Source organism: Enterococcus montenegrensis (assembly GCF_029983095.1).
Taxonomy (GTDB): domain Bacteria; phylum Bacillota; class Bacilli; order Lactobacillales; family Enterococcaceae; genus Enterococcus_C; species Enterococcus_C montenegrensis.
This window is the reverse complement of the sequence record NZ_CP120467.1, coordinates 1,427,003-1,447,405: the sequence shown is the minus strand read 5'-3', so window position 1 is coordinate 1,447,405 and position 20,403 is coordinate 1,427,003. Positions and strand designations below refer to the sequence as shown.

The window sequence follows — 20,403 nt, the reverse complement described above, 5'->3', positions numbered from 1 at the left end:
TAATGTATTATCCTTATTTTCGCGGTAAACAATTTGACTTGTTAGCTTTACGCCAACTCAGTGAAGCCGGTAAATTAAGCCCGGTTATTCAGCCTGTTATTGAGCCAGTCAAAGATAATCCTGCTTTAGGAAAATTGCTTCTACAATTTAACAACGTCAATCAACCTTATTTTCTCATTGACAACCCGCAAGCAGGTGATTTTTTAACATTAGCAGGGCAAGAAAAATTACAGCAGTTAAATGGTCTTAAGACGCACATTATCACGGAACCTGTCAAAAGTGTGACAGAGTATCCACTTTTGATTGCGCAAAGCGCAGCGGTACTACAAGATGCTGACTTTCCTACTTTTGAGATACCTACAATTGTACCTTTAGAATTTCGTCTGTTGCAACATGTAAAAGGACCCAAAATAGTTTTAGAAGATAATTTTTTACGCTTAAGAGCTAGTTCCTATCGGGAAATACCTGATGAAGTTTTTACTCTCAGTCATCTAACGTATCAAAAAAGAGGGTTTGTAGGCTTTAGCGACTTTTCAATTGATAGTCGACTTTACTATGAGCAAAACTACCCGACAAAAGAAATCGTGTTACATTTGGTTTATTTTGCTGAACAAGAACAATTAAGAATTCATCATTTTGTTTCCCCCGCCGAAGAATTACCTGATTTTGCGACGCGTTTTATGGCGGTGATGGCAGAGGTTAGCCAATTTCCGGCGTTTTTAAGTAACGATACCTTAGGGTTGGAAATTTTGAAACAAAGTTACGCAAAAGGAAAATTCCCCGGAATGGGTGTCCTACGCAAAGCTTGCGTGATGCACCATTTAGAATTGATGAGTCGTTTTTTTGAGACAAAAATAAAGGAATGAACATTTTTTGCAAACTTCTTTTGTTATTGCGCAATAAGATTAAGATATTTCATTTTCATTTTTCAGATTTCAAAATTTATATTTTCCGAAAAAATAGTTTGTGAAGTTACATATGGATATGCCAACTTTAAAAAGACTTATTCATGTGAAAATTTTATATTATCCTTATAAATAAAAAGTGCACAGTTTAGAAACTGTGTATTTTTTTTACCTTGCACAAAAGTTAGGCTTGCCGAAAAATAAAAGTTTGGGTATACTAATCTAAAGTATTATTATTTAGGTATGCCTAAAAATATAAAATGATGAGGTGAATGAAATGATTCGTTTTGAAAATATAACGGCAGCATATAGTCAACAAATTGCTGTCGATCATGTTAGTTTTGAAGTTACACAACCAACTATCGTGGGTCTTTTAGGACCCAACGGAGCGGGTAAATCCACTTTTTTAAAAGCGGCTTTAGGATTAATTCCTGCAACTGGCTCAGTCACTTATAAAGGGGAACCCTTACAAAAAAATCAGCAAGAAGTCGCCTACGTTGAACAAAAAAGTGCAATTGATTATACCTTTCCAATTACAGTAGCAGAAGTAGTCTCGTTAGGTGTCTACCCGCATTTAAAACCATGGGCTAGTATGAAAAAGTATTGGGGAAAAGTTATGGATGCCCTAAAAGCGGTGGATATGCAAGATTTTGCCAAACGTCAAATTGGTGAACTGTCTGGCGGTCAATTTCAACGTGTCTTGCTTGCACGCACATTAGTACAAGACGCAAGTTTGATTTTCTTGGATGAACCTTTTGTTGGCATTGATGCCACGAGTGAACAAATAATTATGGGCTTGTTGCGTAAGTTAAAAGAAAATGGAAAGACTATTTTTATCGTTCACCATGACTTAAGTAAAGTTTCAGTGTATTTTGACGAAATTTTACTATTAAGACAACAAAAGATTGCCTACGGAACAGTCCAAGAAGTTTTTACCCCCCACTATTTAAAAGAAGCCTATGGGGATGCAATACTTATTGGAGGTGATTTTACGTGATTACGCATTTTATTAACGGTTTAACAGAATACCATTTTTTACAAAACGCTTTAATTACGTCAATTGTGATTGGGATTGTAGCCGGTGCAATTGGATGTTTCATTATTTTACGTGGAATGTCACTAATGGGGGATGCAATTTCTCATGCGGTCTTACCAGGAGTTGCGTTATCGTATATTTTAGGGATAAACTTCTTTATTGGTGCGGCTGTTTTCGGTATTTTAGCAAGCTTGGTTATCACATATATCGCCAATAATAGTACGGTCAAAAGTGATACTGCCATTGGGATTACTTTCAGCTCGTTTTTAGCTTTAGGTGTGATTCTAATTGGTGTTGCTAACAGTTCCACAGATTTATTCCATATTTTATTCGGGAACGTTCTTGCAGTTCAAGATAGTGACAAATGGATTACCATTGGAATTTCCGCTTTGGTGTTACTATTACTTATTATTTTTTACCGTCCCTTATTGTTGACCTCTTTTGATCCCATGATGGCAAAAGCCTTTGGAATGAAAGTAAATGTGTACCACTACTTATTGATGTTAATGTTAACATTGGTCTCTGTTACTGCAATGCAAAGTGTAGGGACGATTTTAGTGGTGGCGCTGCTGATTACACCAGCAGCAACAGCCTATTTATTTACTAAGCGATTAAAATATATGATTTTACTTTCCGGAACACTAGGGGGCTTAGCTTCTGTTATCGGACTTTTCATAGGGTATAGTTTTAATATTGCTGCTGGTTCTTCAATCGTTTTAACAGCAGCGACAATGTTTTTAATCGGCTTTTTCATATCCCCTAAAAAAGCTGAACAAACAAAAACGAAACAAAAAGTTTACACGGCCATTGCTGTTCTTGCAGTTTTTGGTATTGGTATTTTTAGCTATCAGCATTTTAGTACACCAAAAGTAAATGGCAGTGAAGAAAAAATTTCGGTAGTAGCGACAAATTCGATTATTGCCGATATGGTAAAAGAAGTAGCCGGCGACAAAGTGGCACTCCACAGCATCGTCCCTGTAGGAAAAGATCCCCATGAATATGAACCTTTAGCCAAGGATGTTCGTAAAACTCAGGATGCAGATGTCATTTTTTATAACGGTTTGAACCTTGAAACAGGTGGTAACGGCTGGTTTACCAAGCTAATGGCCAATGGACAGAAAAAGCCAAATGAAGATTACTTTGCAGTAAGTGACGGTGTTGCGGTGATTTATCTTGAAGGGGATGGTCATGGTAAAGAAGATCCTCATGCTTGGTTAAATATCGAAAATGGAATTTTATATGCTAGAAATATCGCGAAAACATTAAGTCAAAAAGATCCTGCTAACAAAGCGATCTATGCGGAAAACTTAACAAAGTATGAAGAAAAATTATCCGCTTTAGATAAAGTGGCAAAGAAACAATTTGCTAGTATTGCTACCGATCAAAAATTAATTGTAACCAGTGAAGGCTGTTTTAAATATTTTTCTAAAGCATACGGCATTCCTTCTGCTTATATTTGGGAAATCAATACAGAAGAAGAAGGGACACCAGATCAAATTACCTCGTTAGTTGATCAATTGAAAGCTTCTCAGGTAAAGGCGCTTTTTGTAGAAAGTTCTGTTAATAAAAAACCGATGCAAAGCGTTTCAAAAGATAGCAAGATACCAATTTACGGGGAAATTTTTACTGATTCAATTGCAACTCCTGGTAATCCTGGGGATAGCTACTACAACATGATGAAGGAAAATTTAGAAACTATTTTTGCTGGTTTAGCCGGTAAAAAAGATTAATATTATTTCCTACACAAAAAGCAGCCAGTTTATTCTGACTGCTTTTTGTTTGGTGTAAAATAGGCGCAAAAAGCATAAAAATATTTTACTTTATGCTATTCTTAACCCAGGAGATGATAACAATGAAATATACTTGGGTAGCAAAGACAGCGATGTGGGATAAGGCCATTTTGTCGATTGAAAAAGTCCCTTGGCCAGCTGGGGCCCATTTAGCAGAGCAAATGAAAAATCACGCTTTAACTGATTGGGAAAATGTCTTGGTTTGTTGGGAAAAAGAAGAATTGGTCGGTTTTTGCGCGCTGTTAAAAAAAGACATATTAAAACAAACAGCGTTAACGCCCTTTATTGGCGTCGTCTTTGTGGCTGAAAAATATCGCGGACACCGAATTAGCCAAAAACTTGTTGCAAAAGCAGAGGAAAAAGCGCGTTCTTTAGGATTTGAACATACATTTATCGCAACGCAACATTTAGGTCTATATGAAAAATTCGGATACCATAAAATCGGCGAAGAAAAAGACATTTTTGATCGCTGGTTGAACCTTTACCAAAAGGATCTCACGCACTAGTTAGCTACTTTAAAATCAGTAAATTAGCTAAATGTTTCCAAGCAGATGGAAAAAAGGCTTTGAAAGATCTTAGAATCTAAAGTTCAAAAAAATCGAAATTTTTAACATTATCTTCACTTGAAAAAACGATTTCAGAAATTGTTATGCTAAAATAGAGTTATTAAGTGGATTAGGAGTTTTGCTATGCAATCGTTTAAAAATTCGAAATTGTTTTATTGGACCGCAGAATTGGTCTTAGTTATTATAGGTGTTTATTTTTTATGGCAAATGCCAGAAGTTTTTAAACCTGTTTTTGAAATGGTAGGGGCCGTTTTATTACCCGTATTTATTGCAGGATTTTTATATTATATGTTTGACCCAATCGTCAACTTCTTACAAAAGCGTGGATTGTCCCGAGTCTTAGGTTTTTTACTTTCATTTTTAGTCGTAGTCATCATTATTGTTTTAACAGCAATGAATGTCATTCCCCAGTTGATTGAGCAGACAGTCCAATTAACACAACAATTACCTACTTATGCTGATGAATTAGTTAAGTGGTTAGATGGACTAGCTAAACAAGATGAATTCAAAAATTTTAATTTAGAACAACAACTGGATTCGGCCAATATTACGATTAATCGCATTATTAATTTTATTATTGTGAATGTAACTTCCAGTTTATCTTCTATTTTTTCTATTTTAACGAAATTTTTTGTTCTCTTGTTTACGGTACCTTTTATTTTGCTATTTATGTTTAAAGATGGTCATCGTTTCTTAGATGCGCTATCAAATTTTTTCCCGCGGACAATTCGCACTGAACTACGACAAACGGTTCGAGAGTTAAATGATACGTTGTCTGCTTATATTAGCAGTACAGTATTAGATGCATTTATTATTGGAATTATGAGCTTTATCGCCATGACAATTTTCGGGCAGCCCTATTCATTATTATTAGCTCTAATTTGCGGTATCACCAATATAATTCCTTATGTCGGTCCGTTTATCGGTGCTGTACCTGCTGTGATTGTGGGGCTGTTTATTTCACCGTGGCAAGCCTTGTACATGGCATTATCTATTCTAGTTATCCAGCAACTCGATGGGAATCTGATTAAACCGCTTTTATTTGGGAAATCATTAAATGTGCATCCTATTACTATTATCTTAGTTCTATTGGGTGCTGGTAGAGTTTCTGGTATCATGGGGATGTTGATTTGCATTCCTGTCTATGCGGTAATTAAGACATTGATTATTAATATTCGTAAAATTTATCTCTTGAAAAAAACAGAAGCATTAACGACTAATTTAGAAGAAACCGAAGAATAATACAAAAACCTCATTTTAGTGTTCTTAAAAGAACTAAGATGAGGTTTTTTACGTGAATTGCAAATGCAAAAGTACTTGTGATGCAACTATCAAAAAAAGAAAAACTTTTTTACTGCAGAAGTAATAACAAGCAAATAATTTCTTCTTATAAAAGAAAAATTTTCTGCTAATAATCCTTCAGAAGGAGAAATTCAATAAATAAGTATTGTAAGTTACGCTACTCAATTTAATTGCTGTGGTATTTTTTTGCAAATGGTTGGTTTGAAAACATGCCAATTGGTTGTGGGCAACCCACTGGAAGTTTGCTAGACTTTTAATCACAAAGGGGGATAAGAGGATGACAAAAATAGTGTTAACGATTGGTGGGTCAGATCCTTTTGCCGGCGGTGGAATACAAACGGACTTAAAAACATTCGGTGATTATCACACTTTTGGTATATCAGTTTTAACTTCTATTGTTACGCTTGTTAACAATAATTTAGCAATTCATCCCGTTACAAAAGAAATATTCTTAGCCCAATTAAAAAGTATCGAGCAGGTAAATTTTAGTGGAATTAAAATTGGGTTAATTGCAAATCTCGAATTTATTCCTTTAATTAAGGAATTTTTGCAAAAGCATCCCGATATCCCCATTATCTTAGATCCTGTTTTAGTTTTTAAAGAGGGAAATTCAGCGATTGAAAAAGAGATTTTAGCAGGAATTCGTGGTGAATTGGCTCCTTTGGCCAGTTTAATCACACCTAATTTAACTGAAGCCGAAACGTTGAGCAAAAGAAAAATTAACAGCTTGCAGGAAATGAAAGAGGTAGCTATCCTGCTACAAAAAGAGTATAAAACAGCTGTCTTAATAAAAGGTGGCGGGCGACTTGCAGGAGAGCGTGCTATTGATTTATTAGCACTACCAGAAACGAAAATAGTAGAATATCAGGCACAAAAAATTAAGGCCATTACAATTAATGGTGCCGGTTGTAGTCTATCTGCTGCAATTACAGCTGGTCTAACTAAAGATAAGCTAGAAAAGGCCGTAAGTGATGCAAAAGGTTATGTTTACAAAAGCATACAAGCCGGCGTGATGGTGACAGCAGAATTTGGCAGTGTTTATTTTGAAGAATCGATTATTAAATCAAATAATCTTCCAGCTTAAAGTTAAAGGAGAGGGGAAACAATGCAAATAAAAAAAATAACACTATATGCTGTCTTAGCAGCTTTAACAAGTGCAGTTTCTTTACTTGTTATAATTCCAATTCCGGGTACAAATGGCATTATAACTCTGTGTGATGCCGGCATTGCGATTACAGGGTTATATTATTAGGTCCAACAGCGGGACTTTTTGTCGGTGCTATCAGTGGTGGATTTATCGATTTATTAGCGGGCTATCCACAATGGATTTTGTTTTCACTACTTATTCATGGCGTACAAGGATTTGTATTTGGTTATTTTTTCCAACAAAAGAAATTTTTAAAGTCATTAGGATTAGTTTTGGGCGTCATCATTATGGTTGTGGGTTACGCTTTAACTACAGGATTACTTTATGGACTTGGGGCTGCGATTGCCTCGATTCCAAGCAATCTATTCCAAAGCACATTTGGCGCATTAATCGCAATCCCAATAACGACCATGTTAAAAAAGGCAACAGGGAAACGTTTGAAGTTTGATCATTAAATCAAAATGATTGTTCATATCAGGTAAATGGATCAAACATAATCATTTTGAGTATTTCAGCTTATGATTTTATTTGAGATAAAAAATTCAGTTTGAAATTAATAGTGCACTTTAAAATTCGTGAGACAGTATCAGATCAAAAAATTTCTTTATAGTAAGTTATTTCGCGCAGCTGCATTTAACAGTTTTTAAATGCAGCCTTAAAAATTAGGCAGGGAAGTGCAAAAGTAGCAATATAATCAGTAAATTAGATTAGTTTTACATTTTAGTTTACATAATATATATTATACGAAGTTAATATTCAAAAGTGCATGTTAGAATTAAGCGCAAAATCTGCCTTAGCTATCATAATCAAATAATGATTACCCGTGATTAGGTCTATCAATCCATGTTTATTTTTTATGATTGTATAATATTGTTCACGGTAAAATTATTTTGATTGTTTCTAGAAAGCTTCCGAGTACTCGAAATTAAATTTGTACTGAGGAAATTTCTATTTAAAAATTTTTCGTAACTTTAAATTTTCATCCTTTGCACAGGTTGATCAATTTTACTTTGCGAAATATTTTTAAAATCAGACGGTTTTGGAAAATATTTTCTAAGTAATCCGTTGTGATTTTTGTCAGGTCAGATCCGCGTTCCTGCAGCACACACGAATTAAAACATACATAATATATTTTACGATTGAATATTTCCTCAATAAGTCCAATTTCAAATTGATTTAAAAATTCGTTTTCATAGTCACATGTGATTGATTTCACATCATGGGGATACATTTCTACTAAATGCGTGATTGTAATCATCGTGGGTCAACTAGTTTTGTTTGGTATTTTGATTGCTACGTAATGTCTCAATTTGTACTCGATAAATCTTGCTGGGTCCGCTGTTAAACTCGCTTAGAGGCAACTGTGTCTGCTGCTTAGCTATTTTTATAAGAAAACTTTGTTAGACGCTTCAAGATGAAATTTCATAATATAACGCAAATTATCATTATGCCCAACATGCCCAAGCTGAAAATTCCAACGTATTAAAACCTAAATTTTAAGTGGCTTTGTTAATTCTTTTTTTAATTATACCCCCCCTCTTACTTTTTATCTTTGCAATTGTCGCACCATTTAATTGATTGTTTGTGCTAAAATCAAGTTTAATAGTACTAGTAAGGTGAAAGGATGGGATAAAATGAATTTGTCTTTGCAAGTTGAAGAAACGCTTAAAGCTTTGGCGATCCCTTTTGAAATAGTGGAACACCCTCCTGCTTTGACAACTGCGGAGGCCGACAGCTTTATTACTGGAATTGAAGGTGTCCGTACAAAATCAATGTTTCTAACGAATAAAAAGAAAACTGCCTATTATTTACTGATTATGGACGATGAAAAGCGTTTAGATATGGATAAGTTTAAAGAGATTGTAGGCGCTAATCGGATCAAAATGGCCTCTACTGATAGCCTAATGGAGCAATTACAACTCCCTCCAGGTGTGGTTTCGGTGTTTGGTTTATTAAATAATACCAAAAAAAATGTTCAAGTATTTTTTGATGCAGAAATCTTGGACAAAAAGAAAATGAGTTTTCATCCAAACGTCAATACGAAGACAATTTTCCTATCAACTAAAGATGTCTTAAAGTTTGTCAACGCAATTGGCTTTGAATACACTATAATCGATTTGTAGACTAAAAAACCCTGCTGACTATTTAAATAGCCAGCAGGGTTTGTTTTTAAACTTCTTTTAATTCAGGCAGTGCTGTTTTATTTTTATCTCTACGGGCAATTGCTGGTAAAATCATGCCCAATAAAATTAAAACGATCGGTGTTAAGACATTTGTCATTAACTGGAACCACCAAGCTTTTGGATTTGTTGCGTAATCCAATTTTGGAACCATTCCTAAGACACAAGCAAAAGCTGTGAAGGCAAAACACCATGTACCCGCGATAAAGCCAAGTTTTGGATTTTTTAAGAATTTATATTCGGATTGATACTTCTTCCAAGCTTTATTTAACATCATATAAGCAAAGAATACCCATAAATAACGCATTGGCATTACGACAGAGTTAAGGTTAGTCATCCATTTCACTAGCTCATCTGTATTGCCGATTCCTAAAATTGGCAATAAGATAATGACGCTAACTAAAATACCAGTTAATAAGTAACCATTAACTAAAGTACCTTTGGCTGAACGTTTTCTTAACCAATTTGGCACAAACATTGGATCTGCGTCCGCCAATAAGATTTGTAATGGCGCATCAATTGAAAAAGCTAACGCTGAAATTTGGCCAATTGTATTGGTTAATGCGTAAATGATCATTAATAAGTTGCCAACACCGTAATAATTACCTAGTTGTTGGAATGCGCTGTAAGCCCCGTTACGCATTAAATCCGCTGGGATATTATTGCTAGCAAACAACATACCCATAGCCACAGAACCTAAAATTGCAGAAACCCCTACCATACCAGCTAATAAGAACATACCACGCGGGAATTCTTTGGCAGGGTTTCTAGTTTGGTTAACATAAGGCGAGATTTTTTCAGCTCCCCCTACGGCAAAAACTAACATGGAGATGGTTGTAAAATAAGAAAAGTCAAATTTTGGAATGTATGTTTTAATATTTCCCATGTCAGGGGTCGCAAATTCCATACCTTTACTTACAGCCGGCGCACCTACTGCTAGCAAGATAAACAGAATTGACATCACAAACATTGCCGTACCAGCCAAACCGCCAATAACTTTTAATGTTGTTAATCCCTTTGTCGATAAATATAAAAACAGCAAGAAAATAACTAAACTTAAAAGTGCAATGGTTGTCATTGACATGCTTGATACCATATCTCCATTACCTTGGACAGCCCAACCTAACGCAATTAAGATTGCTTGCGGTTTTTGCGCAAGATACGGAATATGCACGACCCAATATGTCCAGGCCGCATAATAAGCTAAGCGTTTTGTTGAGGTATTTTCAACCCATGAGCTAACGCCGCCTTTGCTGTTTTTAAAAGTCGAGCCCAACTGACCGACAATTAAAGCATATGGAATAAAATAAAGTGCTAAGATAAGAATCCATGAAGTAACAACAGAGATTCCTTGTTGGGCATAGTTATTTACAACATTTCCTAAACCCCAAACCATATTAAAGGCAATTAAGCCAACGGTGAACCACCGCAGTTGTTTTTGATTTTGACTCATGAAAAAACTCCTTTAAATAATAAATTGCAACTTCTATATCATAGTTATTTTTAAAGGAATTCTCAACTACTAAAATAATGAATTTAGCACAGTTTCACCAACAATTAATACTACTTTCATTTAAAAGACAAAATTTTGCTAAAATCGTTTGCAAAAATAACAAAATAGCAAAACAACTTTTTGATCACTCAAAGAAAGTTATTTTGCTATTAGTAAATTTTCATTCTGAAATCGTAGCGATATCTTCCGTAATAATCCAGTCATCCATATTTTTTTTGCGTTTATAGTAAAAAGAATCGATTTTTTCTAAATTTGCAATTTCATAAACCGCTAGATATTTTTTCCCAGTCCAGCGTTGTTCTTGTTTTGTTGAGAGTTGAAGTTGATTGGCGTACTTTTCTACAAAAGAAGCGGATTCTTCTGGAGTCATCTGCTCAGACTCAATCACAGCTTTAATCACAGCACGATAATTTACCACTAGATTGCTGTTAGTTTCGACAAAATAAATATCCTCCCCCGCTCTTGCTCTACCCCCTAAAGGCGATTTTCTGCCAGCAGCACCACGAATAATCATCGTTTTTTCGCCAGATAAGAGTTTTGGTAGTTCCTTTGCCTCACGATTCAAATAGACGAGATGCACTGCTTTAGCGCCTCTTTGATACCATTGTGATTTTTCGGCTGCCTTTTTTTGTGCTGGAATTTTTTTAGCGGAATCGGCAGTAATTAAGCGATAATTGTTGGCATTAATCGTTAATTGAATTTTTCTTGCTGGTTGCCAGACATAGTAATTTTTCCCTAAATGGGTAATTTCGGTGTCTGCTGCTAGCAAAATAATTTGTACAAGTTCCTCAATTTGGCTCGAGGTATAATTTGTTTTTAGTTTTTTGTTGAAACGATCGTATACAAGTTGTGTGTATCCAATATTACTAGCAATTTTTTTTAGCATTGAAAGTCTCCTTTTAAATGATAAGGTTTTCTTTTAGAATACCATATTAGACTATAGATGCGTTTAATTGGTCATAGACATGAGGTAAAAAAACTAATCTTTATTTTTTAGATAAAAAATTAAAGATTGGTTTTTAATTTATAGTGTTTATATTTTAAATCTTATCTTCTAAAGTCGGCATCTCCATTTTATTCTTTAAAGTTGTTTAGAGCATACTTTTAATTAAACAGCTATTGGGAATAAAGTAGCTGTTTATGCATAACATATCTATTGACAAAGCATGTATTGAATCAAGATCCTTGAGGTAAAAAAAAGCCAAGAACATTTTTTCTTGGCTTTTTAACTATCCTAATTAGGTATTCATTTTTCTTTGTCCAAGCCAATCAATTCACGCTGCTTACGGTTGGATTCATCTGCTACAAATTTAAAGACTGTTTTCAATTCTTTTGCAGAAGCATTCTTTTGTAATTTAGAAAAGTTACGATCGTACTTTTCCATAATTTTTTCAACTTTTTCTTTTTCAGTCATGTAACTCCTCCTCCAATCCGTGTTTTGTGTAATTAATCGGTAATGTCAACGCAATATTATCAATATCCATTAGAAAATCAGAAATCGTATTTTGAAAATCCTTCACCAAGACATTGATTGTAACTCGTTCTTGAAATTCTTCTTTCACGTGTATCAAGTTCTTCCGTGATTGAAAAAAAGCATTGATAAAACGTTCTTTCGGGACAAATCGGCCTTCAACCACTTCTCGTTTTTTGGTAAAATCCCAAGCGATAAACGGATCTTGATAAACATAATAGACAAGAACATTATAATTCTTTTTGAGCGCTCGTTCAATGTTTTGATTTACCTTAGCAGTCGCAAAAGTACCATCAAGAATAAAACTATACCCCTTTTTTAGAACTAGATCGAGAGCCGCATCTACCAAAAGAGCCGCGCCTCTTTGAAACTCATCAGAATTATTTCCAATATAACCAGGAAATAAAGCCCGAAACTTATCTGCATCAATTATACATAGATTATTATTTAACGCCATCAAAGTTTGTGCTACCTCAGTTTTTCCAGCTCCAGGACTTCCCGCCATAAAAATGGCAGTCTTTTCCTCTTCTATATCTTTCCCCTCAGTAATAGAAGAAATTAAGATTTTCTTGTTCTTTTTGGCATAATGCAAAGAAAAATCTTCCGTCATTTTTATAGCACCTCCTATCGCCTTCAAAGCCAGTTTACCACACTTCCTAAAAGACAACCTGAAATTATAGCACTCTGCTAAGTGCTAATTTTCAAACTATACTCTACATTTTACGATAAATTTTAACTGAGTAATTTAAATGACGGTGCTTACGAAATTATAAACCAGAGGAACTGACGGTTTTAAAGCTCCCTAAAAAAATTTTTATCAATTTTCCCAAACATCGGCGCGTAACAGCTTAACAATTTCAATTTGCGACATTTCTGGACCAATCATTTTTTCATTTTCAAATTTCAAATAATCTTTGTCTAACCACCAGTTAGCCATGTTGATCTCGGAAAAAGAAAATCTTTGTATTCGTTGTTGGTGGCGTGAAACAGTTGTTTCAAACGAAAGGTCAAAATAGTAACAATGTGTCTGATCAAAAAGTTCCTGCAGTTTATCAAGCATGTGACCATATTTCTTTCGACTTAAAATTCCTTCGATAATTACGATAGGATAATGTTGGCATCCAAAAATTGCGAGGGTTTCAATTGCTAAAACAGCCAAATTAGAAGTATCATCTTTGATGTTTAACATATCTCGCCTTACTTCATCTTGTCCAATATTCATGACAGTTCCTTGCGGAAAGCTGTGTTGTAATGCTTTGGCGACTGTAGTTTTGCCACTGCCAGAATTCCCCCGTAAAATAATTAGTTTACTCATAACCTTAAACCTTTTCCAATGACTGAAGTTCTGTTCTTAAAATTCCATATTTAATAGAATCCCAATATTGACCTTGCCAATAGCGCACTTTTCGAATTTGCGCTTCTTTTTTCAGCCCCAGCTTTTCACCTAATGCTATCATGGCACCATTTCCTGACCAGGTGGTATACCCTACCCGTTCAATTTTAGGATAAAGAGCAAATAAATAGTTAATCCATAAAGTGACAGCTACTTGTCCAACGCCTTTATTCCAGTTTTTAGGTTGATAAATCGCAATCCCAAATTCCAGCCATCTTTTTAAAGAGCCGTCTTCAAAATAGGCCGTTACCACACCCAGCATTTCAGCTCCATAAAAAATGACGCCGGCATTTTCATCTGTTATAAGCCGTTTGCCAAATCCCTTTTGATATTCTTCCCAGGTAAGAATGGGGTCTTTAAAATAAGGACCATCAAAATTTTTCCAGGTTAAATCTGCTTTAGGCCCGTAGCTTAACTCCCATAGCTCCTTTAACTCTGTTTTTGTTATGTTCTTAATTGTAATGGGCGATGTTTCTGATTTTAGCTGCAAAATTTTTCTCCTTTTTCGCCTAAATTATTCCCTTTTATTTAACTGTAGCACAATCGCGATAGGCAGTGAAGAAAATCACGATGCTAGCGCAAAGTTTTAAAATCGCGGGAAAAATGAAATAGCAACAAGGTGTTTACACCACTAAAAAATTTGTGGCTTTTCTAAAAGACCATTTTTTTGAAAATTAAGAGCCTAAACAGCGGAACTAACCCTGTTTAGGCTTTTAATTTAGCCTTCTAATTCGATTATGCGATCGACAAAATCTTCATAAAACTCTGCTTCATGGGAAACGACGACAATCGTACCAGGAAAAGCAATTAAAGCTTCTTGGAGATTTTCTTTTGAAGCCTGATCAATGTGATTGGTGGGTTCATCAAGAAATAAGAAGTTGCTTTTTGGCAGCATCATTTCGGATAGTTTAACTTTTGTTTGTTCGCCACCGCTTAAGTATTTTAATGATTCTTGAACATGTTGGCTGGTTAATCCTGCACGAGATAAGTAACGTCGCAATTCTTTGTTGTTAATTGTTGGATATTTGTCACTTAAATACTGTAAAGGTGTTGCTAGTGGATTTTCCCAAGCTAATTCTTGCTCAAAATAATTAATCTTTGTATGCTGCGGAAAGTGAAATTCGCCACTGAGGGCTGGAATAAGCCCTAATAGTGTTTTAATTAGGGTTGATTTACCGATCCCGTTGAATCCGCGCAAAGCAATCTTCTCCCCGGCTCGAATCGTCAAATCAATTGGTGCTAACAATGGTTTTTCATAGCCGATAACAAGTTCTGCTGTCTCTAGTGCCAAAGTTGTTACAATTGGGGCATAGGTAAAGGTTACATGAGGTTTTGGTGCATCTGTTGGCGGCGTGAGACGATCAATTTTTGCTAACTGTTTTTCCCGGCTTTTGGCCATTGTAGAACGAGAACCGGCTTTGTATTTGCGAATATAGGCTTCTGTTTTTTTGATGTGATCTTGTTGGGCTTCATATTGGCGCATATAGGTTTCTTGTTGGAGTTCCTTTAGCTTCAATGATCGATTAAGATTTCCAGTGTATTTGGTTAATTTGCCAAATTCAATATCAATAACATGAGTGGTAATCGCATCTAAAAAGACTTGGTCATGGGATACTACGACAAAAGTGCCATCAAAGTCTTGTAAAAATTGTGTCAACCATTGAATATGATTATCATCTAAATGGTTTGTCGGTTCATCCAAAATTAACAAGTCTGGCTTTTCTAACAGCATTTTGGCCAAAATAATTTTTGAACGTTGTCCACCACTCAAATTTTTTAAAAGACTATCCATTCCCAATACGTTAATTCCCAGTCCCGTAGCTAAATCATCAATTAAGGTATCCATTTGATAAAAAGAACCTTGATCCAACTCGTTTTGCAAGCGACCAGCCTGCTCTAATAAGCGGTCATCAAAACTTTCGCTATAGTCTTCATAAAGTTTTGCTATTTTCGCTTCTTTTTCAAATTCTTCCTTAAAAGCGGTCTGCATAAATTTTCGAATACTTAAGTGTTCATCTACACCAACATATTGATCTAAATAACCTAAACGTAAATTTTTAGGAAAATTGACGTGCCCGTCATCAGGCAAAATCTCACCGGTGATAATTTTGATTAAGGTGCTTTTTCCTGCTCCGTTGCGGCCGATTAATCCGACGTGTTCGCCGCGATTAACTTGGACAGATACGTCTTCATATAAAACTTTATCGCCAAATTGTTGGGTAATATTTTCTAAGCGTAACATGGTTGAATCCTCATTTCTCATAATAAAAAGCGCCAGATAAAATTCATCCGCCGCTTTTGTTTATATCCAGATGGTATTACGTAAAGCCTAACATGAAGCTAGAAGCTTGTCAAAGACTGAGATAAAAACTACAGTTTATCGTGAAGTTTAAATTCTTTTGTAGTAGGATCTGCCTCTTTTACATCATCGGCATAAAAAAGAAAATGTTCCCCGGAATCAAGATCTGTAGCAATAACGAGTCCCCGCCGTTTCAAATCTTTTGATTGCTCAATTTGGGCGGTACGGGCCAGTTCTTTGGTATCAAAGTTGGATGCAATGGCATTCCCAAGATTGAAAAAAACCGTTTCTTCCATCGTAATCCCCTCCTTACTCTTTATTTTACCATGTTGTTTGATTTTTCTGATACTAATAAGAGTTACTTGCAATGTTTTTATTTTTGGTGATAATAAAATCAGAGGTGAAAAAAATGAGCCAAATTACTGAAAATGAGTTAAAAAAACAATTAACTGCGATGGTTGAAAGTGTCTTAGCCACTGCTAATTTACAAGCGGATGATATTTTTGTCTTAGGCTGTTCTACTAGCGAAATTATCGGTGGTGTAATTGGTAAAAATTCTAGTGCTGAAGTTGGCCAATGGGTTATTCGTACACTAAAAGAAATATTAGATCCTTTAAATATCCATTTGGCAGTCCAAGGCTGTGAACATTTAAATCGGGCACTTGTGGTTGAACGCAAGGTAGCAAAAGCGAATCATTTTGAAATTGCTTCTGTTAAGCCGTCATTACATGCCGGGGGTGCATGTTCAGTAGCAGCTTTTGATCAATTTACTGATCCAGTTGAAGTAGAACATATCGTGGCGCAAGCAGGTATTGATATTGGGGACACATCTATTGGGATGCATGTCAAACATGTTCAAGTTCCCGTACGTCCTAGCTCTAATACACTTGGAGCAGCACATGTCACTGCGCTAAGAACCCGACCAAAATATATTGGTGGTCCTCGGGCCGTCTACGAATAAAAACGTTAATTTTTAATTTTGCTAAATTTTCATAAAAAAACAGGACAGCCAGCTAATAATGGTCTGTCCCGTTTTTTTGTTCTTATAGCTGAAGGGTTGAAGAACCTTTCAGCTTAATCCAATTCAACTTTTCCGGTATAAAGTTGGTAATACATGCCTTTTTGTGCTAATAAATCTTCGTGACTCCCACGTTCAATAATACGTCCGTGGTCTAACACCATGATTACATCAGCATTTTGAATGGTAGAAAGACGGTGTGCAATAACAAAGACCGTTCTTCCATGCATCAATTTATCCATTCCCGACTGCACAATACTCTCTGTTCTCGTATCAATACTAGAAGTTGCCTCATCTAAAATCATAACGGGTGGATCAGCAATTGCAGCTCGAGCAATCGCAAGTAATTGACGCTGTCCTTGCGATAATCCTTCGCCATCACCAGTAATTACAGTATCATATTTGTCAGGCAAATGATTAATGAAGCTATCCGCATTGGCTAATTTGGCTGCAGCTAAGACGTCTGTATCACTGGCATCTAGTTTACCGAAACGAATATTTTCACGAATTGTGCCGGTGAATAAATGAGTATCCTGCAATACAATCCCTAATGAACGACGTAAAGAATCTTTTTTAATTTTTTTAATGTTAATTCCGTCGTAACGAATTTTACCATCTTGAATATCATAAAAACGATTGATTAGATTCGTAATCGTGGTTTTACCAGCACCGGTAGCACCTACAAAGGCTACCTTTTCCCCTGGTTTAGCATATAGGTTGATATCATGGAGAACGATATTATTATCTACGTAGCCAAAATCAACATCTTCAAAAACAACGTCCCCTGTTAATTGTGTGTAGGTGATACTTCCATCGCTGTGGGGGTGTTTCCACGCCCATAGACCCGTTCTTTCTTCAGTTTCTACTAATTGACCATCAATTTTCTTGGCATTTACTAGCGTAACGTAACCGTCATCTTGTTCAGATTTTTCATCTAATAAATTAAAAATTCGACCAGCACCAGCTAAGGCCATAATTACAAAATTGATTTGTTGTGAGATTTGGCTAATCGGACCATTTAAAGAACGACTCAATTGTAAGAAAGAGGCAATCATGCCGACAGTTAATCCTGAAATCCCATTAATAGCAAATAAGCCGCCAATAATCGCAACTAAAACGTATTGTACATTTAACAAATTCATCATAATTGGCATTAATGTGTTGGCATTAATATTCGCCTTAGTTGCACTTTCTTGAAGTTGATCATTTAACGTGTCAAATTCTTCCATTACTTTCTTTTCGTGATTGAAAATTTTAACAACTTTTTGACCATGCATCATTTCTTCAATATAACCATTAACTTGGCCCAAGTCTTTTTGTTGTGCGCCAAAAAAGCGGCCGCTTTTTTTCGAGATAAAGCGAATGACATTTAACATCAAAAAGACAGAAATTAAAACAAACCCTGTTAATGGCAAACTTATTGTAAACATCGCGATAAAGACTGAAACAAAAGTAACAAAGGCCATCATTAAGTTTGGGATACTTTGAGAGATCATTTGGCGCAAGGTATCTGTATCATTTGTAAAATGACTCATAATGTCGCCGTCAGAATTTGCATCAAAATAACGAATAGGCAAACTTTCCAAATGGGTAAACATTTGATCGCGGATTTTCTTTTGCGTTCCTTCACTGATTTTGACCATCATAAAGTTATACGTTAAAGAAGCGACTACCCCGATCAGGTAAATGAGTGCCATTTGCATGATGGCTTGAAGCAGTCCAGAAAAATTAGGATCAGACTGCCCAATCAGTGGCGTAATATATCGGTCAATAACAACTTGTAAGAACAAAGAGCCCTTAACGTTTGCATAGGCACTAAGTAAAATCATAATCAAAACGAAAACCAGTTGAATTTTATACTGGCTAAACATTAAAGTTAACAACCGTTTCAGATTAGATCCGGTTGACCGTTTCACGGTTGGTTTACTCATTTCCACTTTCACCAAATCCTTTCTGTTGGGATTGATAAACTTCTTGATAAATTTGATTATTTGCTAGTAGCTGTTCATGGGTACCAACCCCGTTGACTTTTCCATCATCTAAAACCACAATGCGGTCAGCATCTTGGATGGAGCTGATTCGTTGGGAAATGATAATGGTTGTCATGCCAGGGATGGCACTTGCTAGACCTTCTCTGATTGCGCGATCGGTCTTCGTATCTACGGCACTTGTGGAATCATCTAAAATGAGAATTTTAGGTTTTTTAAGTAGGGCCCGGGCAATGGTTAAGCGTTGCTTTTGACCACCAGAAACGTTATTGCCCCCTTGGGAGATCATCGTGTCATATTTATCGGGAAATTCGTTAATGAAACTATCTGCTTGAGCGATTTTACAAGCTGCAACTAATTCTTCATCTGTAGCCGTTTCATTGCCCCAGCGCAAATTATCTTTAATGGTACCTGTAAATAACACATTGTTTTGTAAAACCATACTTACTTGATCCCGTAAAGTAGCTAGATCATATTTTCTTACATCGACACCAGCAACTTTAACTGCCCCATAAGTAACGTCATAAAGGCGGGGGATTAATTGAACTAATGTAGATTTAGAACTACCTGTCCCACCAATAAGCCCAATTACTTCCCCTGTTTTTATGGAAAGGTTGATATGTTCTAAAGCTAATTTATCCATATCATCAGCATAACTAAAGCAGACATCTTCAAATGTAATTGAGCCATCAGCTACTGTAAACAAGGGTGTTGTTTCGTTTTTTAAATCACTTTCTTCTGATAAGACTTCAGTAATACGTTCAGCAGAAGACCGCGCAATTAAAATTTGGACAAAAGCCATCGACATCATCATCAAGCTCATTAAAATCTGCATGGTGTAGTTAAACATACTAACGAGCTCACCGGTCGTTAAACTTCCCTTATCAACGATTAATTCTGCGCCAAACCAAGAAAGTAAAAGCATACACGTATATACTGAAATTTGTAATAGCGGATTGTTAAAAGCTACGATTCGTTGTGCTCTGGTAAAGTTTTTATAGACGTCAGTAGAAACTTCATCGAAGACTTTTTCTTGTTGTTCTTCTCGCACATAAGATTTTACCACGCGAATGCCTTGCAAATTTTCTTGCACAACATTATTCAATTTGTCATAAATACGAAAAACCTTCATAAACAAAGGATGAGCAAAATGAATCACAATTGCCAAACCGATTGCTAGAAACGGTAAGACTACCAAATAAATAAGCATCAATTGTGGGTTAATGAGGCTGACCATAATTAGTGAAAAAATCAAAATTAAAGGACTACGCACTAGGATGCGAATAATCATTTGATACGCATTTTGCACATTCGTGACATCCGTTGTTAGACGCGTAATCAAACTTGAGGTGGAAAAGCGATCAATATTTGAAAATGAAAAATCTTGAATCCGGTTAAACAAATTATGCCGTAAATTACGGGCGAAGCCAGCAGAAGCAATCGCAGCTGTTCGACCACCCAAAGCGCCGAAAATTAACGCAATTAAAGCGCATAAAAACAAAACAGCACCTAATTTAAAAATAACACTACTATTGCTCTTTTCTACCCCTTGGTCGATCATCATCGCCATAATTAACGGCATGATGACATCAAGCGCGACTTCGCCGGCAACAAACAACGGTGTTAACAGACTATCTTTTTTATACTGACCAACATTGGCCAATAATTTTTTTATCATATCCTCCGTCCTTTCTTGTAAATCAAATTATATAATGACAAAAAATAGACACCGATCGCAGGGGCGACCAGTGAGTCTATTATTAACTTTAACGGATAAAAGTAGCTCTTTCAAACA

18 protein-coding genes and 1 pseudogene are annotated in these 20,403 nt (G+C 35.8%); 9 read left to right on the top strand and 10 right to left on the bottom strand.

What is annotated here, in order from left to right; all coding sequences use genetic code 11:
- The first annotated feature begins 2 nt into the window (after positions 1 to 2).
- The 8 genes and pseudogenes from P3T75_RS07025 (at position 3) to P3T75_RS06990 (ending at position 8,869) form a co-directional block, all read left to right on the top strand.
- Entirely contained in the window at positions 3 to 866 is an 864-nt protein-coding gene (locus P3T75_RS07025) for a sce7725 family protein (RefSeq protein ID WP_282461194.1), read from the top strand.
- 316 nt (positions 867 to 1,182) lie between these two features.
- On the top strand, positions 1,183 to 1,902 hold the full coding sequence (locus tag P3T75_RS07020; RefSeq protein ID WP_206902852.1) for a metal ABC transporter ATP-binding protein: 720 nt from the start codon (positions 1,183 to 1,185) through the stop codon (positions 1,900 to 1,902).
- Complete coding sequence (locus tag P3T75_RS07015) at positions 1,899 to 3,671, top strand: metal ABC transporter permease subunit (protein WP_282461193.1); 1,773 nt, start codon at positions 1,899 to 1,901, stop codon at positions 3,669 to 3,671. Before P3T75_RS07020 ends, P3T75_RS07015 begins: the two co-directional genes overlap by 4 nt.
- Before the next feature lie 122 nt (positions 3,672 to 3,793).
- The gene (locus P3T75_RS07010) at positions 3,794 to 4,237 is read left to right on the top strand and encodes a GNAT family N-acetyltransferase (protein ID WP_282461192.1); all 444 of its coding nucleotides are present in this window, start codon (positions 3,794 to 3,796) and stop codon (positions 4,235 to 4,237) included.
- A 183-nt stretch (positions 4,238 to 4,420) separates the two neighbouring features.
- Complete coding sequence (locus P3T75_RS07005; protein ID WP_230710962.1) at positions 4,421 to 5,539, top strand: AI-2E family transporter; 1,119 nt, start codon at positions 4,421 to 4,423, stop codon at positions 5,537 to 5,539.
- Positions 5,540 to 5,876: 337 nt separating this feature from the next.
- On the top strand, positions 5,877 to 6,683 hold the full coding sequence (locus tag P3T75_RS07000) for a hydroxymethylpyrimidine/phosphomethylpyrimidine kinase (RefSeq protein ID WP_282461191.1): 807 nt from the start codon (positions 5,877 to 5,879) through the stop codon (positions 6,681 to 6,683).
- A gap of 21 nt (positions 6,684 to 6,704) precedes the next feature.
- A pseudogene (locus tag P3T75_RS06995) lies at positions 6,705 to 7,201 on the top strand (ECF transporter S component).
- A gap of 1,179 nt (positions 7,202 to 8,380) precedes the next feature.
- On the top strand, positions 8,381 to 8,869 hold the full coding sequence (locus P3T75_RS06990; RefSeq protein ID WP_282461190.1) for a prolyl-tRNA synthetase associated domain-containing protein: 489 nt from the start codon (positions 8,381 to 8,383) through the stop codon (positions 8,867 to 8,869).
- 46 nt (positions 8,870 to 8,915) lie between these two features.
- Here P3T75_RS06990 and P3T75_RS06985 read toward each other — a convergent pair whose 3' ends face one another.
- The 8 genes from P3T75_RS06985 to P3T75_RS06950 all read right to left on the bottom strand — a co-directional run bounded on the left by P3T75_RS06985 (position 8,916) and on the right by P3T75_RS06950 (position 15,898).
- Complete coding sequence (locus P3T75_RS06985) at positions 8,916 to 10,379, bottom strand: APC family permease (protein ID WP_230710943.1); 1,464 nt, start codon at positions 10,377 to 10,379, stop codon at positions 8,916 to 8,918.
- Positions 10,380 to 10,599: 220 nt separating this feature from the next.
- A complete protein-coding gene (locus P3T75_RS06980) occupies positions 10,600 to 11,325 on the bottom strand; it encodes a DUF3781 domain-containing protein (protein WP_230710940.1) in 726 nt (241 codons plus the stop codon).
- Positions 11,326 to 11,685: 360 nt separating this feature from the next.
- Positions 11,686 to 11,853 carry a hypothetical protein gene (locus P3T75_RS06975; RefSeq protein ID WP_282461189.1) on the bottom strand — a complete coding sequence of 56 codons (168 nt, stop codon included), beginning with the start codon at positions 11,851 to 11,853 and terminating at the stop codon, positions 11,686 to 11,688.
- A complete protein-coding gene (locus tag P3T75_RS06970) occupies positions 11,846 to 12,520 on the bottom strand; it encodes a zeta toxin family protein (RefSeq protein ID WP_282461188.1) in 675 nt (224 codons plus the stop codon). The genes P3T75_RS06975 and P3T75_RS06970 overlap by 8 nt, the downstream gene beginning before the upstream one ends.
- A 207-nt stretch (positions 12,521 to 12,727) precedes the next feature.
- Positions 12,728 to 13,225, bottom strand: a complete 498-nt coding sequence (locus P3T75_RS06965; protein WP_282461187.1) for an AAA family ATPase — start codon at positions 13,223 to 13,225, stop codon at positions 12,728 to 12,730.
- A 4-nt stretch (positions 13,226 to 13,229) separates the two neighbouring features.
- The gene (locus P3T75_RS06960; RefSeq protein WP_282461186.1) at positions 13,230 to 13,793 is read right to left on the bottom strand and encodes a GNAT family N-acetyltransferase; all 564 of its coding nucleotides are present in this window, start codon (positions 13,791 to 13,793) and stop codon (positions 13,230 to 13,232) included.
- Between the two features lie 228 nt (positions 13,794 to 14,021).
- Positions 14,022 to 15,545 carry an ABC-F family ATP-binding cassette domain-containing protein gene (locus tag P3T75_RS06955; protein ID WP_282461185.1) on the bottom strand — a complete coding sequence of 508 codons (1,524 nt, stop codon included), beginning with the start codon at positions 15,543 to 15,545 and terminating at the stop codon, positions 14,022 to 14,024.
- 128 nt (positions 15,546 to 15,673) lie between these two features.
- Complete coding sequence (locus P3T75_RS06950; protein ID WP_206902833.1) at positions 15,674 to 15,898, bottom strand: hypothetical protein; 225 nt, start codon at positions 15,896 to 15,898, stop codon at positions 15,674 to 15,676.
- A 113-nt stretch (positions 15,899 to 16,011) separates the two neighbouring features.
- Between P3T75_RS06950 and P3T75_RS06945 the strand changes: the two genes are divergently transcribed.
- Positions 16,012 to 16,563 carry a TIGR01440 family protein gene (locus P3T75_RS06945; RefSeq protein WP_282462580.1) on the top strand — a complete coding sequence of 184 codons (552 nt, stop codon included), beginning with the start codon at positions 16,012 to 16,014 and terminating at the stop codon, positions 16,561 to 16,563.
- 113 nt (positions 16,564 to 16,676) lie between these two features.
- On the opposite strand, the gene P3T75_RS06940 is transcribed toward P3T75_RS06945, so the two are convergent.
- Together P3T75_RS06940 and P3T75_RS06935 are read right to left on the bottom strand one after the other, a co-directional pair.
- Positions 16,677 to 18,551, bottom strand: a complete 1,875-nt coding sequence (locus P3T75_RS06940; RefSeq protein ID WP_230710929.1) for an ABC transporter ATP-binding protein — start codon at positions 18,549 to 18,551, stop codon at positions 16,677 to 16,679.
- Positions 18,544 to 20,286 carry an ABC transporter ATP-binding protein gene (locus P3T75_RS06935; protein WP_206902831.1) on the bottom strand — a complete coding sequence of 581 codons (1,743 nt, stop codon included), beginning with the start codon at positions 20,284 to 20,286 and terminating at the stop codon, positions 18,544 to 18,546. The genes P3T75_RS06940 and P3T75_RS06935 overlap by 8 nt, the downstream gene beginning before the upstream one ends.
- Positions 20,287 to 20,403: the final 117 nt, after the last annotated feature.

Excerpts from the sequence above, each read along its gene's own strand:
- P3T75_RS07025 (WP_282461194.1), top strand. The coding sequence starts at position 3 with ATGTATTATCCTTATTTTCGCGGTAAACAATTTGACTTGTTAGCTTTA.
- P3T75_RS07020 (WP_206902852.1), top strand. The coding sequence starts at position 1,183 with ATGATTCGTTTTGAAAATATAACGGCAGCATATAGTCAACAAATTGCT.
- P3T75_RS07010 (WP_282461192.1), top strand. The coding sequence starts at position 3,794 with ATGAAATATACTTGGGTAGCAAAGACAGCGATGTGGGATAAGGCCATT.
- P3T75_RS07005 (WP_230710962.1), top strand. The coding sequence starts at position 4,421 with ATGCAATCGTTTAAAAATTCGAAATTGTTTTATTGGACCGCAGAATTG.
- P3T75_RS07000 (WP_282461191.1), top strand. The coding sequence starts at position 5,877 with ATGACAAAAATAGTGTTAACGATTGGTGGGTCAGATCCTTTTGCCGGC.
- P3T75_RS06990 (WP_282461190.1), top strand. The coding sequence starts at position 8,381 with ATGAATTTGTCTTTGCAAGTTGAAGAAACGCTTAAAGCTTTGGCGATC.
- P3T75_RS06985 (WP_230710943.1), bottom strand. The coding sequence starts at position 10,379 with ATGAGTCAAAATCAAAAACAACTGCGGTGGTTCACCGTTGGCTTAATT.
- P3T75_RS06980 (WP_230710940.1), bottom strand. The coding sequence starts at position 11,325 with ATGCTAAAAAAAATTGCTAGTAATATTGGATACACACAACTTGTATAC.
- P3T75_RS06975 (WP_282461189.1), bottom strand. The coding sequence starts at position 11,853 with ATGACTGAAAAAGAAAAAGTTGAAAAAATTATGGAAAAGTACGATCGT.
- P3T75_RS06970 (WP_282461188.1), bottom strand. The coding sequence starts at position 12,520 with ATGACGGAAGATTTTTCTTTGCATTATGCCAAAAAGAACAAGAAAATC.
- P3T75_RS06965 (WP_282461187.1), bottom strand. The coding sequence starts at position 13,225 with ATGAGTAAACTAATTATTTTACGGGGGAATTCTGGCAGTGGCAAAACT.
- P3T75_RS06955 (WP_282461185.1), bottom strand. The coding sequence starts at position 15,545 with ATGTTACGCTTAGAAAATATTACCCAACAATTTGGCGATAAAGTTTTA.
- P3T75_RS06950 (WP_206902833.1), bottom strand. The coding sequence starts at position 15,898 with ATGGAAGAAACGGTTTTTTTCAATCTTGGGAATGCCATTGCATCCAAC.
- P3T75_RS06945 (WP_282462580.1), top strand. The coding sequence starts at position 16,012 with ATGAGCCAAATTACTGAAAATGAGTTAAAAAAACAATTAACTGCGATG.
- P3T75_RS06940 (WP_230710929.1), bottom strand. The coding sequence starts at position 18,551 with ATGAGTAAACCAACCGTGAAACGGTCAACCGGATCTAATCTGAAACGG.
- P3T75_RS06935 (WP_206902831.1), bottom strand. The coding sequence starts at position 20,286 with ATGATAAAAAAATTATTGGCCAATGTTGGTCAGTATAAAAAAGATAGT.